We start from the raw sequence: 16,856 nt of genomic DNA, 5'->3' as shown, positions 1-16,856 counted from the left end.
AACTTCTTGTTCCAAGACTCCTTAAAAAAAATAATTCCACTCATACTTTAACAAACTGTGAAAAGTTGGAATGACAAAAAAAGCACCGATCGGCAAATCGGTGCTAAAGGAGTATTACCTAAATGCAATGAAAAAGAAAAGGTTGTTATTGGTTATGAATTAATCATACCTGATCTTTCCCTATTTGTATTTAAAATAACGTTATAAAAAAATTAGAAAACCTTTGTTCTATTTGAATTTTGACTTGTTACCTATTTCAATAACAAATTCGTGATTTTTTGAATTGTTTTGTAGATCGTATCCGTTGCAGCATCTTGTTTTTTTTCAGCTGCATTAAAGGCTTCCTCATTTACTTCCGGTAATAGGCTGTCTGTCATTTCTTGGCAGCCAGCGACATATTGAATATAGGCTTTTTCGAAGCTTTTATGATTTCCCATCACTTTTGCTGGTGCTTTCAGCAGACCTATTTTTTCTAAATTTAATTGGTAAAATTGTGTTCCTTCTTTAAAAAGTTCGTGGATTTCAGATAAACGTTCTTGATCAAAATCAGCTATTTTCTTTTCATCTAAAGCCGTACGTATTTCCTCATAGCTTGGGTGTAGACGTTCTCCCATTTTTTCTGTATTTTGGACAATTTCATTAATTTCTCTAGCGTAAAACCCTGTATTAGGTCGCATTCATTTCTTCCTACTTTCTATCTTTTGATACTTTCATTTTACCGATTTTCGATCAAGATGCAAAGCTGCCTAGAAAATATTAAGAAATGACTTCATTTTTACTTTAAATGATGATACCGTTAAAGGAACAATTATTTCTTAGGAGGCATGTTTATGGATAAGATCATTCGAAAATGGCGGCTAGAGGATGCGAAAGATTTAGCGGGAATGTTAAGCAATAAGAAAATTCAAGACAACTTACACGATGGCCTTCCTTATCCTTACACTGAGAAAGACGCACAAGCATTTATTCAAGACATGCTAGCGGCTGACTCAACCAAAACTTTTGCATTTGCGATAATTAACGATGAAAACAAAGCCATCGGCAGTATTGGTGCTTTTCGATGTGAGAACATCCATCGTCAAACGGCTGAGATGGGCTATTATTTAGCAGAAGAGTACTGGGGCAAAGGAATTGCTACGGAAGCTGTGAAACAGCTGGCAGATCATGTATTTAATCAAACGGACATCATGCGTATTTTCGCCGAACCCTTTTCAACAAACAGAGGCTCTTGTCGCGTATTAGAAAAAAGCGGTTTTCAATTTGAGGGAACGTTAAGAAAGAATGCCGTCAAAAACGGTGAAATCAAAGACATGCAGATGTATGCCTTAATCAAATAAAAAACCTTCGCATCTCGGTTAATTGATCGAAATGCGAAGGTTTCTTTTTTACTTATCTTTTTGTGCTCCTCGTTGGAAAGCTTTTACGATTTCAACGATTGGAATAATCGCAAAGGATGCACCGATGACGATGCCCCATTGATAAAGATCAAGATGAGCTACTCGGAAGATATCATTCAATCCAGGAACGACGATGATCACCATCATCAATACAAAGGAAAGTAAGATCGCCCAGTTGAAGCTCTTGTTGCGGAAAGGTCCTACTTTAAATAAGGATTGATGAACTGATTTCACGTTAAAAGCGTGGAATAGCTGCATCAGACCTAACGTAGCAAAGGCCATTGTCAACGCATCTGAATGAATCTCTCCATAGCTGGTATGAACGGGCCATTGAATTGCGGACCAGTAAACAAACAATACAGTAGCGGCTTCTAAGATTCCTTGATAGATAATACTAGAGAAGACCCCGCCTGAGAACAGGTTCGAACTGCGGCCACGAGGTTTGTGCTGCATCAAATCTTTTTCAGCTGGTTCCATACCTAAAGCAATTGCTGGGAATGTGTCAGTTACCAAGTTGATCCATAACAAGTGGATAGGTAACAAGGTGTCCCAACCAAGCAATGTAGCGATAAACAAGGTCAACACTTCACCCAAGTTGGCAGCCAATAAATATTGAACTGCTTTTTGGATATTTGAGAAGACCTTTCGTCCTTCTTCAACAGCGACTACGATTGTGGCAAAGTTATCATCCGCAAGGACCATATCAGAAGCACCCTTAGAAACTTCTGTCCCTGTGATTCCCATACCGATACCAATATCTGCCTGTTTCAAGGCAGGAGCATCATTGACACCATCACCGGTCATGGCAACGACTTTTCCTTCTTTTTGCCACGCTTTGACGATTCGAACTTTATGCTCCGGAGAAACACGGGCATAAACGGAATAATGTTCAACTTTTTGAGCAAACTCTTCATCAGTCATTTCATTTAGTTGAGCACCCGTCAGTACGGAGTCGTCATCGCCTTTTTCAATGATCCCTAAACGAGCAGCAATAGCTTCCGCTGTATCTTTGTGGTCCCCTGTGATCATGATTGGGCGGACCCCAGCTTCTTTCGCTACACGTACAGCTTCAGCTGCTTCCGCACGTTCTGGGTCGATCATGCCGACTAGCCCAGCAAAAATCAGATCATTTTCAATGATTTCAGATTCCAGTTCAACAGGAATTTGATCAACATACTTGTAAGCCATTCCTAAGACACGCAAAGCTTGCTGCGCCATGTCTTTATTATTGGCTAAAATATCTTGTTTTTCCTTGTCCGTCATTGGTACAACTTGACCATTTAACAGAATTTGTGTTGCACGATCCAATAAAACATCCGGTGCTCCTTTAACAGCCACCAGTATCTTTCCGTCTTTTTCTTCGTGTAAAGTACTCATCAATTTACGATCAGAGTCGAAAGGTAATTCACCAACACGAGGTTCCTCGGCTACCTTTTCACGAACATCAAAATGATTATTCAACCCAAATTGGACAAGCGCCGTTTCAGTCGGATCACCAATCAAACTGCCATCTTGAGCGATTTTAGTATCATTCGCATAGTTCATGACCTTCATCGCCATACTGTCACTAGGAACTTCGCCGTTTGCTTCATACTGATGATTATCAACATATAATTTTTCAACAGTCATTTGATTCAAGGTCAACGTCCCTGTTTTATCTGAAGCGATAATATCTGTTGAACCCAAAGTTTCAACTGCTGGTAATTTACGAATGACAGAATTACGTTTAGCCATTACTTGTGTTCCTAAAGCAAGGATGATTGTAACGATCGCAGGTAATCCTTCTGGGATCGCCGCAACGGCTAATGAGATCGACGTCAATAGCATATCGACCCATGAAGTGTTGTTAAAGACTGTTCCTACGAAAAACATCACTACCGCAATGATAATAATTGCAAACGTCAAGAATTTACCTAATTGATTCAAGTTATTCTTAAGCGGTGTTTCAGTTTCGTCCGCTTGTGCCAACATTCCAGCGATTTTTCCTACTTCGGTATTCATTCCGGTGTTGACAACGACACCTTTACCACGACCATAGGTGACGTTACTATTTGAGTAAGCCATATTCACACGATCACCAATGCCGACTTCGCCTTCATCGATCACGATGAGCTCTTTTTCAACGGGGACAGATTCACCAGTTAAGGCCGCTTCTTCAATCTTTAATGAGGCAACCTCAATCAAACGCAGATCTGCTGGTACCACATCTCCGGCTTCCAACATAACTATATCCCCAGGAACAAGATCTGTTGATTTTACTGAACTTGTGTGTCCATCCCGTAAGACATTTGCATTCGGTGTTGACATTTCACGCAACGCTTCAATCGCTTGTTCCGCCTTAGATTCTTGTACCACACCCATTACGGCATTAATAATAACAACAGCTAGAATAATGATCGAGTCGACTACCTCATGTGAGACGACCGCGGAAATAACTGCTGCAAATAGTAAAACAATGATCATTAAGTCCTTGAATTGCTCCAAGAAGCGGGCGAGCATACTTTTCTTTTCACCCTCTTCTAGTTCATTCAAACCATATTCATTCAGGCGTTTTTCTGCTTCTGCAGATGTCAGCCCTTCTTCTGTTGTTTGAACTTCTGCTAAAACCTGTTCTTTTTCTTCCGAATAAAAAGGCTTTATCAGTTGTTGTTTTTTCTCCTCTGACATTCTTATCCTCCTTAATATAGTGTTCCTTTCGGGAGTAAAAAAAAATAGACTTGTGTATGCGAAAAGACACATACATAAGTCTCACTATTTAAGACAACACCAGAAAAATATTTTTTTCTTGCTGGTGGCGTTGCCACAGCTTGCGCTGCTAGTTACTCCCTCATGAATACAAAACGAATTATAGCATGAGAAAAGGCGGGAATACAATCACTACTTTTAAAATAATCGATTGTAAGAGCTTCCACTAGAGACTTTTGGTCCAAAAATCTTCAGCTGTTCCTTGTTCCATGCCCATTATAAACTTTTCCCGTATATCTGGGTAGTTTTTAGCAAGGTTCGTCACCAAGTTTTTTATTTCTTCACGCTTTGTTTTCTTATCCACAGGACAAGGATTAAAAATGACTGGTAATTCTTCACGTTTCACAAGTCGAATGATTTGTTTTTCTTCAAGATAGATCATGGGCCGGATTAGGGTCACGTTTGTCTTGGTCAGATAACTTTTTGGTTCAAAGCTGTTCATTCGTCCGTGAAACAAAAAGTTCATAAAGTATGTTTCGATTGCATCATCAACGTGATGACCTAATGCTACTTTTTGACAGCCTAACTCACTGGCTCGATTATACAAAATCCCTCTGCGAAGCTTTGCGCACAAGGAACAAGGTGATTTTTCTTCTCGGATATCAAAAACAACTTTTGCGATATTCGTAGGCACAATTTCTAGTGAATAACCCAAACTTTCCACAAACTCCTTCATAGGGGTGATATCACAGCCATCAAACCCCATATCAAGAGAAATTGGAATCAATTCAAAGTCAAAACCTAAACGCCCTTGTCTCCGAATTCGATCCAATAAATAAAGTAAGGTGGTACTATCCTTCCCACCGCTCATGCCAATCGCCACTTTATCGCCAGGTTCGATCATCTGGTGATTCAAGATAGCGCGACGCAAAGGATTGTAATAGCTTTGATTGTCTTTCTTTTTAAATCCCATACTTACTCCTTTAGCTCTTTACTCAAAAAAATTTTGTTTTAAACTATACTGCTTGCCAGCAGTGATATCATACTGGATCATTTGATAGTCTTGATACAACTTTTCTTGCTTCTTATTTAAACGAGCTTCTTTGAACCATTGCCCGCTTTGATAATACATGCCCTTTTCAAAGGCCGGCAGCTCCTTTTGTAAAGAGACTAATAGGGTTTGAAACCCGGTCATTTGAATTCTTCCCTGCTGAAAAAGATCCGCCGCAAAATAAAATGGACTCGTTGTAACCTGCTGATTATTTAGCTGATGGCGATTGTCATACATTAAGAATTCTGTCTCGTGCAATAAATGCCCTTGATTTTCTTCTTGTACTTCATCAGAGTAAATGCCCGGTAAATGATCGCCCCAAAAAACAACCAGTGTTCGTTCAGGCAGTTCATCCAATCTTTCTAAGAAGGCCTTCAATGCCTCGCTGCTATACGCAATGTCCTGCAGATAGCTTCTTACTGCTAAACTGTTGTCTCCTTGAACGACATAGGGCAGCTCATCGTATTTATTTTCGTAGGGCATATGCGTCTGCATCGTTACCAGATGTAAAAATTGCGGTTTATTCTTTTTTTCCAATTGATCAAAAATTTCTCGGTAAGCAGCTTCGTCGGAAATGTAAGGATTGTTTTCGATCTTATCCGTATGTTTCATCGTACTTTCATCTAGGAATTGGTCAAAGCCAAACGTTTGATAGACGTCCTTCCGCTTGTACATGGATGTATTGTAGGGATGAATCGCAGTGGTTTCATAGCCACGTTTTTTTAAGGTACTCACTAATGAAGGAAACATTTGAAATTCTGGAACTAACATTGTATAGGGGGTCGTCATCTGCGCGTTAAAGAGCTCCATAGAAAATCCGGTCAACGCCTCAAACTCAATATTAGCGGTCCCGCCCCCATAATTCTGCGACAACATTTGTCCGCTATATGTTTTGTCTGCGACTGCTCGATAATCCTGTAATGGATCTCCTCCGTACACTTCTAAGCCCTTTAAGCGCGCTGGATCAGAAAAGCTCTCACTCATGACATAAACGATGTTAGGTTTTTCAGTATCCTCTTCATTTTGCTTCGCTTCATAGGTTTTCGTAACTTTTTTTACAGCCGCTTCTGAATAATTCTCTGGCTTTTCCATCGCATCTACTGGCAGATTGTATAAGAAACCGCCCATAAATCCTGTATTATAGTAATTCATTTTTTGACTGTAGGGAATCCATAAGGCGGTTTTATTATACGCCTTTCGCAATAAATTCCCTTGTTGGTTAAACCCACCGATATATAGCAGCAGCATACTCGTTAAAAGAAAAAATCCCAATCGAATCCACTGTTTTTTCTTCTTCAGCTTTAAACTTTTCTTTATGCTGAAGATGACTAAAACTACACCGGCTGTTAGTAGCAACAAAAATAGAAGGAATATTGGCACTCCAACCATATCCCGAATCATTCCAAATTCTGTGATCATTTTAAGATCATCGGGATAAATGGGTTCCATTCGATACTTCATTTTCAGATAATTGGCTATTCCAACACCAATCACTGCTAATGTATAAAATATGCTGCCTGCTTTTAATGAACCTAAAAAACTACTAAGCCATCCGTAAAAAATCAGTAAGACAAAACAACCTAAAAAGAATTTTTCGGTATGCCAAGAAAAGGCGAATTTAAAGGCTAAATCAAATGAGAAATCATTCTGAGTCAGCTGAAAAAAAAGATTTGAAACAAGAATCAAACCAAGCACACCTATTCCCTTTAGAAATTGGCGCCATGGAAGTTTTCGAAATTTTTGCATAGCTCTCTCCTATTCATGAACACCTAAATATTTTAGCGAGAAAACTATGGAAAGTAAAGAATACCTATACATCTCTCCCTTAAACAGATAGTTATTTAAAATTTGACACTTTGAAAGATTCTACTCTCTATTTTTTTGTATAAGTCAAAAAAACCTAGTGAAGCTTGTTCTCCACTAGGTCTTAGTCATCGTTTATTTCCAAAAGTCATCAAAAATAGTGATTGGTAAATGACGTTTGTGCTGGGTCTTGTTCCACCAATTTTCAATGGTTTCCTGCGCTTTTGAATCAATCTCTTTTCCTTCTAGATAATCATCGATATCATCATAAGTCACGCCCAACGCTACTTCGTCCGCAATCAAAGGTTTCCCGTCTTCTAAGTCGGCAGTAGGCACCTTCATATATAAGGCTTCCTCCGCTCCAAGTTCTTTCAACAACATTTTTCCTTGTCGTTTATTCAAACGGAACAACGGTAAAATGTCTGCCCCGCCATCACCGAATTTTGTAAAGAAGCCTGTAATGTTTTCAGCGGCATGATCCGTTCCGATAACCGCCCCTTGATTATCTCCAGCAATCCCATATTGAGTAATCATTCGTTGACGCGCTTTGATATTGCCCTTGTTGAAATCACTGATGGAAACACCCGCTTCTTCTAAAGCGGCTACTTCTGCATCAACGGCTCCTTTGATATTCACGCTTAGACTAACATCTGGTTGAATAAACGCTAGCGCTCTTTTCGCGTCTGCTTCGTCGGCTTGGGCGCCATAAGGCAAACGTACAGCGATAAACTTGTAGTTTTCATCGCCTGTCTCTTGACGCATTTCTTCCATCGTAAGTTGTGCTAAACGACCGGCCAATGAAGAGTCTTGCCCACCGCTGATCCCTAAGACAAATGTTTTTAAAAATGGGTATTTTTTTAAGTAAGCTTTTAAGAATTCAACGCTCTTACGAATTTCTTCTTTCGGGTCGATGGTTGGCTTGGTTCCTAATTCATTAATAATGTCTTCTTGCAACGTCATAAAACGTCCACTCCTTTAATCTTCTTGTTCTGTTTGTACCACAGATTTACGTACTTGGTCCATAATTTTGTTCTTATGATTCCAACACTCCGTAGAAAGATCGACTGGATATTTTTGCGGATTCAAGTCACGTTTGTATTCTTCCCATAACGAATCAAGGCTTTCTTTCGCCGTTTGCTTCACCGTTTCTAAATCAGGAAGTTCATAGATTCGTTTTCCATCTACAAAGATATCTTTGAGAACCGGACGTGCTTCAAAATTTTTCACTGTTTTATTGATATACGGATAGACTGGATGGAACATATAGATTTCTTTTTCTTCTCGTGGATCTTCGTCCCATAGCGTTACATAGTCACCTTCTGATTTCCCATCAGATTTACGTGTAATTCGCCAAACCTGTTTTTTCCCAGGCGTCGTTACTTTTTCTGCATTACTGGAAAGTTTAATGGTATCTACCATTTCTCCCTTTTCATTTTCAATTGAAACCAATTTGAAAACTGCACCTAACGCTGGTTGATCATAGGCTGTAATTAACTTTGTACCAACACCCCAAACATCGATTTTCGCGTGCTGCATCTTCAAGTTTAAGATGGTACTTTCATCTAGATCATTTGAAGCATAAATTTTTGCATCAGGAAATCCCGCTTCATCTAATTGTTGGCGCACCCGTTTTGAGATATAAGCCATATCCCCGCTATCGATTCGGACACCTAAGAAATTGATCTTATCGCCCATTTCCCGTGCTACTCTAATCGCGCTTGGCACTCCTGATTTGATCGTGTCATACGTATCGACTAAGAAGACACAGTCTCGATGTGTTTCTGCATATGCCTTAAACCCGTCATAGTCGTTACCATAGGACTGAATCAATGAATGAGCATGCGTTCCACTATCTGGAATACCGAAAATCTTTCCAGCTCGTACATTACTGGTAGCATCTGCACCGCCAATATAAGCTGCTCGTGTACCCCAGAGTGCAGCGTCTAATTCTTGCGCACGTCGTGTACCGAATTCCAATAATGGGTCTTCACCGATAACTGATTTGATTCGAGCGGCTTTGGTCGCGATCAAGGTTTGAAAGTTCACAATATTTAAAAGTGCCGTTTCAACTAGCTGGCATTGTAATAAAGGCCCTTCTACTTGAATAATCGGTTCGTTACTAAATACCAGTTCGCCTTCTATGGCAGAACGAACAGTACAAGTAAACTCGAATTCCCGCAAATAATTAATAAAATCTGCTGGATATTCCTCTACCTCCGACAGATAGGCTAGATCGCTCTCACTGAATGATAGTTTCTCCAAGTACTTAACTAGACGCTCTAATCCAGCAAAGATGACATAACCGTTATCAAACGGCATATTACGGAAGTAACACTCAAAGACGGCATGAAGATCCGCTCGACCTGTCTCCCAATAAGTTTTCATCATATTGATCTGATAAAGGTCCGTATGAAGTGTCAAACTGTCATCTTCGTACAACTTTTTCATAGTCATGCTCCTCATTTTGTTTTTAGTAGTTTAAACTATTTCTCTCATTATATCACAAGAGTTCTGAGGGAGTAGCTTTTGCTCTCTGCTAATCCGTGAATTTTTTATCATAGATCGTTTATTTGATAAAAAAAGAAAGACACGCGGTCTTTCTTTCATCAATTATTCTGTTGGTACTTTGTACTCTATTGCTATGATGTCCTTATAGGCTTCTTTAGGGCGCAAACCAGCTTCCATGATTTGCTTTTTATAGCCTACATTCACGGTTACATCTTCACGGTCCACCTTCAATAGTCGGTGAATGATTGTGTCGACCTCTTGATGACTGATCTTTCGTTTGCGATTTAACAATAGCAAATCAATCGTATCAAATCGGTCAGCATAAATGATTTTTGTGCGATCATACGCATATAATTTAAGAAGCTTCACAGCTTGGCGCTTATCAAAAAAGTATTTCGTTAGATTAGGATATAGTGTTTCCAAGTTAACATTGCTATTTAATGGGGTCTCAATTAATTTCATTCAACAATCTCCTATTCTATTTATTTTAGTCGAAATGACTAACTTTAATTCTTAACATTGACTATTTTACCATAACGATCGATCGTTTTTTTAAGGAATAAAAAAAATTTACAAAAAAGAAAAAAATCCTGAGACAGCCGCCTCAGGATTACTTTTTACTGCATGACATATTCTACTTGTACTGTTTTTTGAACACTTTCCGCGGCCAGTTTACCAGAAGTCAATGCCCAAGCATTATTTGCCCCTGACGGAGAGTCGCTTCCCATTACGCCGCCCACTAATTCACCTGCTGCGTAAAGCCCTTCAATCGCTTGATCGTTGCGATTCAAGACCTGTAACTGTCCGTTTGCGACTAGACCACCCATCGTTGTCGCAAAACGCGGTTTTTGTTCAATCATATAATAAGGACCTTCGCCAACTTTTTCTTGTAAAAACTCCAATTGACGACCAAAATCTTCATCCTTTTGTTTTTCCACCCAGCCATTATATCGAGCCACGGTGTCTACTAGACTATCATGTTCCATTCCCGCTTTTTCAGCTAGCTCTGTTAACGTGTCCGCTCGGAAGATTTGTGGGGTCTCTTCTTCGTTTTCGATCCAACGTTCCAAATCTTCTCTTGTAATACCGCCTTCTTCTACGGCTTCAGTAAAGATTTCGAAGCGTTCAGCATCCATCAATAGGAATAACATTTGCGGATCTTGCTGTAAGAGCACTTCTAGAATTTTCTTATTGCTGGCACGTTCATTGATTACCCGTTTTCCAGCAGTATTTACTAGCAATCCGTTCCGTTTCAACACTTCAATGTTCCCGCCGATAGTTGATTTTGCATATCCTTGGGAAACTTCCACACCATTCGGGTAAATCTTTCCATACTCCATCATACGTGTCGCCGCGTTCAACTCTGGTGTTGTAGTCATTAATATGCCATCACCTGTAGAGGACTTGGTCCCATAAAAGAGAATATTATTCAATTCAGAGCTCAACAGGTTCGGATTGTTCCCATAGCCGCCAGTTGTAAGAATGACTGCTGGCGCATGGATATTGTGCCGCTTACCAGTATCTTCAACAGCCGTTAAGCCAGTCACTTTGCCGTTGCCATCCGTTAGCAATTGTTCTGCTTTTGTTTGCAGATAAATCGTTACATTGCTTCTTTCCAATGCCTTTCTAGCACTAGCAGCAAACCCATGTCCACCATCTTCATATGCCAACTCACGATTCTTACGATATTCTGCTAAAGTATGCAGCCCGTTTTTCATATCGTATTCGACACCCATATATTCGTGAACCCAATCAGTCGTTTCACCAACATTTTCAGCTAAAGTGGATAAAAGCTCAGGGACATTTAAGCCACTACCATTAGCTAAGAAATCTTCTATCATACATTCCGCTGTGTCATCACAAACGCCTGCTGCCGCTTGCAGCTTGGAGCCCATAACCACTTGATTCCCGCCACTGATAGAGATTGCTCCACCAACAAAGCTTAATTTTTCTAACAGAATCGTTTTTAAGCCCATCTGATCTGCTCTTAACGCCGCAGAAATCCCTGCTGCCCCAGAACCAACAATTACTACGTCTGCTTCTTCTTCTACAACCTCTTTGGACCATTGAACCGTTGGTTTTGGTCGAGCCTTCAACACTTCTGAACTAGCTCCAGCCATTTCTACTGCTTCAGCCACGCCGTCAATCAATCCCTGGCTAGATGCAGAAGCTCCAGAGATTACGTCCACATTCAGTGTTTGACCGTCTATGATTTGTTGTGGCAAGCGAATGAACACCTGATCGGATAACCCTTCTGATTCATTGCTTTGATCTGCTTCGATTTTTTCAATCCGTTCTTCTGAAAAGGTCACATTCATCGCAAGCTCGCTATTGTGGCCTTTCGCCTCAACCGTATAAGTACCAGGTTTGAAGGTCAGTTTCACTTTTTGTAGTTCTTTCAATCGTTCATGTTTCCGTTTCTCTTCTTCTGGATCAATAACCATATAGGCCATGAAATCCCATAGAGGAGTCGGAATTAATAATTTTCTTTGGGCATTTACATGGGCATAATCGATAACCTCTACACCGTCTTTGATCATGTTTACCCAGTTTGGTTCAATCAGGAAGCCTTTGCCGACTGCTAATAGATCATAGCCTAATTTCAACGCATCTTCCGCGTCTGCTCGTTGGAGGATAGACCCCACACCCATGATCGGAATCTGTGCCAACGCAGGTGAGCGTTGCGCTAAATATTTCGTAATCAGCGGTTCCGGATCGTCGGAATCAACGATAGATGGACGTGTGTAAGCACCCATAGAAAAATGGAAATAATCTGGATGCAACTCTGCAAGCGTATTCAATAAAAACATCGTATCTTCAAAATGGATGCCCGGCTCTTCTAACTCTTCTGGTGAAAAGCGATAACCGATGATAAAGTTTTCTGCCTTTTGTTCTTCTACTACTCGTTGCACTTCTTTCATGACCTCTAAGGGGAATTTCGCCCGTTTTTCACGACTGCCGCCCCATTGGTCTTCTCTTCGATTTGAATGAGGAGAAAAGAATTGCTGTAAAATGAAGGTGTTGGCTCCATGAATCTCCACACCGTCAAAACCAGCTTCGATTGCACGGCGTGTGGCATCGCCAAACATCGTAATCATTTCTAAGATTTGTTCCTCTGTCATTTCACGAGGGACAGGAGCATTGGGACGCAAAGCTGCGACTGGACTTGCAGAAATGGGTGTTGCGCCACCATTGATCTCCGGCCAAGCCATCCGACCAGCGTGATAAATCTGCATGATCGCCTTTGAACCCTTTGATTTAATAGCTGTTGCCAATTCTGTCAAACCAGCAACTTTTTTATCTGTATCAACACCTAATGCGCCGGGAAATCCGCGTCCTTTGTCTTCCACAAAGCAGCTTTCAACAATAACTGCCGCCGCATCCCCAGAGCGAAACGCGTAATAATCAATGATTTGCTGTGTGATCTCTCCATCATAAAAGGCCGATTGCGTCGTCATTGGCGACATAAACAAACGATTCTTAAAACTTGCTCCGGATGCTAATGGAATCTCATCAAATAAATTTCTTAACATATGGTTCTCCTTTCAAAATGAACGCCTACTCATCAAAAAGCTCTCGTTATGTAACAAAATTCACATGTGCGGTCAAATGATTAACAAAGGATTTTTTACTCTATTCTTCCTTCGTACCTGCTACTTCATTTACATTAGATTTTTTCTTGATAATTTATGAACAAGGAAGTATATTTCCTTCTTACGCTCATTGTAAGAAATTTGATTGATAAATTCCAATAGTTTATTTACATACAATCTATAAATACTATTTATGATTGTGAAACGGCTCTCCATTCTTTTGTGAACACAAAAAGACCGTGACAAAAGTCACGGTCTTCGTCTTTTAAGCAACGAGTAATTATAGAAGAACTTCTACCTTACATCATGCCGCCCATCATTGAAGGGTCCATTGCTGGAGCAGCTGCTGCGCCACCTTCAACTGGTTTGTCAGCAACAACGGCTTCAGTAGTTAATAATAATGCTGAAACAGATGCTGCGTTTTGTAAAGCTGAACGAGTAACCTTCGTTGGGTCAACGATACCCGCATCAATCATATTTACATATTCGCCAGAAGCAGCGTTGAATCCAGTGCCACGGTCAGCATTTTTCAGTTTATCAATGATTACTGATCCTTCGAAACCAGCATTTTCAGCAATTTGACGAACAGGTTCTTCTAAAGCACGTACAACAATCTTGATCCCTGTCGCTACATCGCCTTCAGCATCTAAATCAGACACTTTCTTGATCACGTTTACTAAGGCTGTACCACCACCAGAAACGATGCCTTCTTCAACAGCGGCACGCGTAGAGTTCAACGCGTCTTCAATACGTAGTTTCAATTCTTTCAATTCCGTTTCAGTAGCTGCACCAACTTTAACTACAGCTACTCCGCCAGCAAGCTTAGCCAAGCGTTCTTGTAATTTTTCACGATCAAAATCAGAAGTTGTTTCACCAATTTGGCGTTTGATCATTTCAACACGGTCAGTCAAAGCGGCTTTATCGCCAGCACCTTCAACAATTGTTGTATTGTCTTTATCAACGACAACTTTACCAGCAGTACCTAAGTTTTCGATTGTTGCTTCTTTAAGATCTAAGCCTAGGTCTTCTGTGATCACTGTTGCACCAGTTAAAATGGCGATATCTTCAAGCATTGCTTTACGGCGATCCCCAAAACCAGGTGCTTTAACAGCAACAACGTTAAAGGTACCACGGATTTTGTTTAATACTAATGTTGGTAATGCTTCACCATCTACATCATCAGCGATGATTAATAATGAACGAGATTGTTGTAGGACTTGTTCTAACAATGGCAAGATATCTTGAATGTTCGAAATTTTCTTGTCAGTAATCAAGATGTATGGATTCTCTAAAGCAGCTTCCATCTTATCATTGTCTGTTACCATGTATTGAGACAAGTAGCCGCGATCAAATTGCATTCCTTCAACGACATCTAATTCTGTATCGATCCCTTTTGATTCTTCAATAGTAATAACACCGTCGTTGCCAACTTTTTCCATTGCTTCAGCAATCAGTTTACCAACTTCTTCACTACCTGAAGAAACTGCCGCAACTTGTGCGATCGCATCTTTTGAATCTACTTCTTTAGAAATGCTGTGTAGTTCTTCAACTGCCGCTTTTGTAGCCAATTCAATCCCGCGACGAATGCCCATTGGGTTCGCACCAGCAGTAACGTTTTTCAAGCCTTCACGAACGATTGCTTGTGTAAGAACTGTTGCAGTCGTTGTTCCATCACCAGCGATATCGTTTGTTTTAGAAGCAACTTCAGAAACAAGTTTTGCGCCCATGTTTTCAAAATGATCATCTAATTCGATGTCTTTTGCGATGGTCACACCGTCATTCGTAATTAATGGTGAACCATAAGATTTCTCTAAAACAACATTACGTCCTTTTGGCCCTAATGTTACTTTTACTGTATCTGCTAATTTGTCTACACCGCGAAGCATTGCTGCACGTGCATCTTCAGAAAATTTAATATCTTTTGCCATGATTCTTTCACCTCATTATTTTTTATTCAACGATTGCCATAATATCTTTTGCAGCGATAATTAAATATTCACTGCCTTCATATTTCACTTCTGTACCAGCATATTTTTCAAACATTACCATATCACCAACAGCTACTGGCATTGGACTTTTTTGACCATTTTCCAGCACATTGCCTTCACCGACAGCCACAACTTTCGCTGTTTGTGGTTTCTCTTTTGCTGCAGAAGCTAAGACTAGGCCTCCAACTGTTTTTTCTTCTTCTTGAGTAACTTCAAGAATGACGCGATCACCTAATGGTTTTAACACAATAGATCCCTCCAACTAGTAATGATTTTTCAAATCGTTAGCACTCGATAACTAAGAGTGCTAACTCACAATTCTTATAATACCATTTTTGTTTCTTTTTGCAAGTCCTTCGTTTGCCTTTTTCTGATTTTTTATCTGGGAGGTTTTTCCTCAAAATGTGTTATACTTGGGAACAATAACTGTTTAGAAAGGAAAAACAATGAGCGAAAAAAAATATAGCTTTATAACCATCTTTACTTACGGATTGGTTCTGTTTTCTCCCATTGCTTTTTTACGTGTCTTTCAAGCAAATCCATCACAGATCATCCAATTGACGACACTGGCTTACTTTCTCGGTGCCGCATTAATGGTATTTTATCGTTTGAAATCACGTGTATTCGAGCTGGAGAAACAACAAAAGAATTTTTTGATTACTCTTTTGATAGGAATCGTTGGCATTCCTGCATCATTACTCTTGCAAATGGTTCTCTTACAAATTGAACAACGCTTCCTTGGACAATCGCTTTCTTCACAAAATACGCAAAATATCGTCCAATTGATTATGAACAATATGATTTTTATTTTAGCGACAACGTTCGCTGGACCAATTATGGAGGAATTTGTTTTCCGTCGCGCCATCTTTGGCGCATTAGAAAAGCGATTTGGTTTCTTCTTCCCTGCACTGTTGAGTTCGGCGCTATTCGCCTTTGCCCACAATGATGGTCATTACCTGCTATACGCCGGATTGGGCTTCTTGTTTTGCGGCATGTATCGCTATAGTGGACGTATTTGGACATCTATGATTACTCATGTAGGCATGAATCTCTTAGTGATTCTTACTCAATTAGCCCTTCAATCCTCGTAATGGATGATTCGAATTCTTTGCTATTTTATAAAAACCTCCTTAGACTAAAGGCAACACATAGTCTAAGGAGGTTTTTTAATGAAAATAGCCATTATCGGTGCCACCGGAAATGCAGGTTCTTTAATTTTAAACGAAGCGTTGAGTCGTGACCTAGCTGTTACTGCCATCGTAAGGCATCCAGAAAAGCTAAAGGTAAAGGTTCCAATTTTAGTGAAAGACTTATTCGAGCTTACTAAGAAGGATGTCGCATTTTTTGATGTAGTGATTGACGCTTTTCGTCCACCTAACGGTCAGGAGGAGCTTCATCAAACTTCTCTAAAACATCTCAGCACTATTTTACAAGGAACGGATACTCGCTTGATCGTTGTCGGCGGCGCCTCTTCTTTGTTTATCGATGAGAAGCACCGCATGATTGATGTCTCTGATCCTAAAGCTGTTTATTATCCAACCGCTTATAACATGTATCAAGCATTTATGGATTTAAGAGCTGCTCAGCAGTTGAATTGGACCTACATAAGTCCAGCGGCAAACTTTGTGCCAAACGGTGTACGCACCGGTCATTATCAAATCAGTGATGACCATTTACAAAAGAACGATGAAGGAAAAAGCGAGATCAGCATGGCTGATTACGCGATCGCAGTAATTGACGAAGTCATCGAACCTAGACATCTCAATCAGCACTTTAGCGTGTACAGTTGAGTCTTCTCAAAAAAATGGGCTCTTTGTCAAATAGGACTGAT

At 40.1% G+C, this 16,856-nt stretch carries 13 protein-coding genes; 3 read left to right on the top strand and 10 right to left on the bottom strand.

The features are described 5' to 3' along the window. Positions 1-251 precede the first annotated feature (251 nt). A complete protein-coding gene (locus RV13_RS18880) occupies positions 252-677 on the bottom strand; it encodes a hypothetical protein (RefSeq protein ID WP_010745774.1) in 426 nt (141 codons plus the stop codon). Positions 678-830: 153 nt separating this feature from the next. Here RV13_RS18880 and RV13_RS18875 point away from each other — a divergent pair, with 153 nt between their 5' ends. Continuing rightward, positions 831-1,337 carry a GNAT family N-acetyltransferase gene (locus tag RV13_RS18875; protein WP_060789505.1) on the top strand — a complete coding sequence of 169 codons (507 nt, stop codon included), beginning with the start codon at positions 831-833 and terminating at the stop codon, positions 1,335-1,337. Positions 1,338-1,385: 48 nt separating this feature from the next. Here the strand turns inward: RV13_RS18875 and RV13_RS18870 are convergent, their stop codons facing one another. From RV13_RS18870 to groES, 9 genes are all read right to left on the bottom strand, one after another. Further along, positions 1,386-4,064 (bottom strand): calcium-translocating P-type ATPase, SERCA-type, encoded by a 2,679-nt coding sequence (locus RV13_RS18870; RefSeq protein ID WP_028021301.1) that lies wholly within the window; start codon positions 4,062-4,064, stop codon positions 1,386-1,388. Between the two features lie 244 nt (positions 4,065-4,308). Beyond that, on the bottom strand, positions 4,309-5,055 hold the full coding sequence (locus tag RV13_RS18865) for a tRNA 2-thiocytidine biosynthesis TtcA family protein (protein WP_028021300.1): 747 nt from the start codon (positions 5,053-5,055) through the stop codon (positions 4,309-4,311). A gap of 18 nt (positions 5,056-5,073) precedes the next feature. Further along, positions 5,074-6,879 (bottom strand): LTA synthase family protein, encoded by a 1,806-nt coding sequence (locus RV13_RS18860; RefSeq protein WP_028021299.1) that lies wholly within the window; start codon positions 6,877-6,879, stop codon positions 5,074-5,076. Positions 6,880-7,071: 192 nt separating this feature from the next. Beyond that, positions 7,072-7,896, bottom strand: coding sequence for an NAD(+) synthase (nadE, locus tag RV13_RS18855; RefSeq protein ID WP_028021298.1), 825 nt, complete (start codon positions 7,894-7,896; stop codon positions 7,072-7,074). A 15-nt stretch (positions 7,897-7,911) separates the two neighbouring features. Continuing rightward, a complete protein-coding gene (locus tag RV13_RS18850) occupies positions 7,912-9,384 on the bottom strand; it encodes a nicotinate phosphoribosyltransferase (RefSeq protein WP_010745768.1) in 1,473 nt (490 codons plus the stop codon). 162 nt (positions 9,385-9,546) lie between these two features. After that, complete coding sequence (locus RV13_RS18845; RefSeq protein ID WP_010745767.1) at positions 9,547-9,906, bottom strand: DUF1827 family protein; 360 nt, start codon at positions 9,904-9,906, stop codon at positions 9,547-9,549. Between the two features lie 155 nt (positions 9,907-10,061). Next, positions 10,062-12,977 carry an NADH-dependent flavin oxidoreductase gene (locus tag RV13_RS18840; RefSeq protein ID WP_028021296.1) on the bottom strand — a complete coding sequence of 972 codons (2,916 nt, stop codon included), beginning with the start codon at positions 12,975-12,977 and terminating at the stop codon, positions 10,062-10,064. A 359-nt stretch (positions 12,978-13,336) separates the two neighbouring features. Continuing rightward, on the bottom strand, positions 13,337-14,965 hold the full coding sequence (groL, locus tag RV13_RS18835; protein ID WP_028021295.1) for a chaperonin GroEL: 1,629 nt from the start codon (positions 14,963-14,965) through the stop codon (positions 13,337-13,339). Between the two features lie 22 nt (positions 14,966-14,987). After that, the gene (groES, locus tag RV13_RS18830; protein ID WP_010745764.1) at positions 14,988-15,272 is read right to left on the bottom strand and encodes a co-chaperone GroES; all 285 of its coding nucleotides are present in this window, start codon (positions 15,270-15,272) and stop codon (positions 14,988-14,990) included. 199 nt (positions 15,273-15,471) lie between these two features. Here groES and RV13_RS18825 point away from each other — a divergent pair, with 199 nt between their 5' ends. Beyond that, on the top strand, positions 15,472-16,116 hold the full coding sequence (locus RV13_RS18825) for a CPBP family intramembrane glutamic endopeptidase (RefSeq protein ID WP_028021294.1): 645 nt from the start codon (positions 15,472-15,474) through the stop codon (positions 16,114-16,116). A 78-nt stretch (positions 16,117-16,194) separates the two neighbouring features. After that, a complete protein-coding gene (locus tag RV13_RS18820; protein ID WP_028021293.1) occupies positions 16,195-16,815 on the top strand; it encodes an NAD(P)-dependent oxidoreductase in 621 nt (206 codons plus the stop codon). The last annotated feature ends 41 nt before the right edge of the window (positions 16,816-16,856 follow it).

The sequence above is a fragment of the Enterococcus raffinosus genome, from assembly GCF_001886185.1.
Taxonomy (GTDB): Bacteria; Bacillota; Bacilli; order Lactobacillales; family Enterococcaceae; genus Enterococcus_A; species Enterococcus_A raffinosus.
This window is presented reverse-complemented; position numbering and strand designations above follow the sequence as displayed.

Excerpts from the sequence above, each read along its gene's own strand:
- RV13_RS18880 (WP_010745774.1), bottom strand. The coding sequence starts at position 677 with ATGCGACCTAATACAGGGTTTTACGCTAGAGAAATTAATGAAATTGTC.
- RV13_RS18875 (WP_060789505.1), top strand. The coding sequence starts at position 831 with ATGGATAAGATCATTCGAAAATGGCGGCTAGAGGATGCGAAAGATTTA.
- RV13_RS18870 (WP_028021301.1), bottom strand. The coding sequence starts at position 4,064 with ATGTCAGAGGAGAAAAAACAACAACTGATAAAGCCTTTTTATTCGGAA.
- RV13_RS18865 (WP_028021300.1), bottom strand. The coding sequence starts at position 5,055 with ATGGGATTTAAAAAGAAAGACAATCAAAGCTATTACAATCCTTTGCGT.
- RV13_RS18860 (WP_028021299.1), bottom strand. The coding sequence starts at position 6,879 with ATGCAAAAATTTCGAAAACTTCCATGGCGCCAATTTCTAAAGGGAATA.
- nadE (WP_028021298.1), bottom strand. The coding sequence starts at position 7,896 with ATGACGTTGCAAGAAGACATTATTAATGAATTAGGAACCAAGCCAACC.
- RV13_RS18850 (WP_010745768.1), bottom strand. The coding sequence starts at position 9,384 with ATGAAAAAGTTGTACGAAGATGACAGTTTGACACTTCATACGGACCTT.
- RV13_RS18845 (WP_010745767.1), bottom strand. The coding sequence starts at position 9,906 with ATGAAATTAATTGAGACCCCATTAAATAGCAATGTTAACTTGGAAACA.
- RV13_RS18840 (WP_028021296.1), bottom strand. The coding sequence starts at position 12,977 with ATGTTAAGAAATTTATTTGATGAGATTCCATTAGCATCCGGAGCAAGT.
- groL (WP_028021295.1), bottom strand. The coding sequence starts at position 14,965 with ATGGCAAAAGATATTAAATTTTCTGAAGATGCACGTGCAGCAATGCTT.
- RV13_RS18825 (WP_028021294.1), top strand. The coding sequence starts at position 15,472 with ATGAGCGAAAAAAAATATAGCTTTATAACCATCTTTACTTACGGATTG.
- RV13_RS18820 (WP_028021293.1), top strand. The coding sequence starts at position 16,195 with ATGAAAATAGCCATTATCGGTGCCACCGGAAATGCAGGTTCTTTAATT.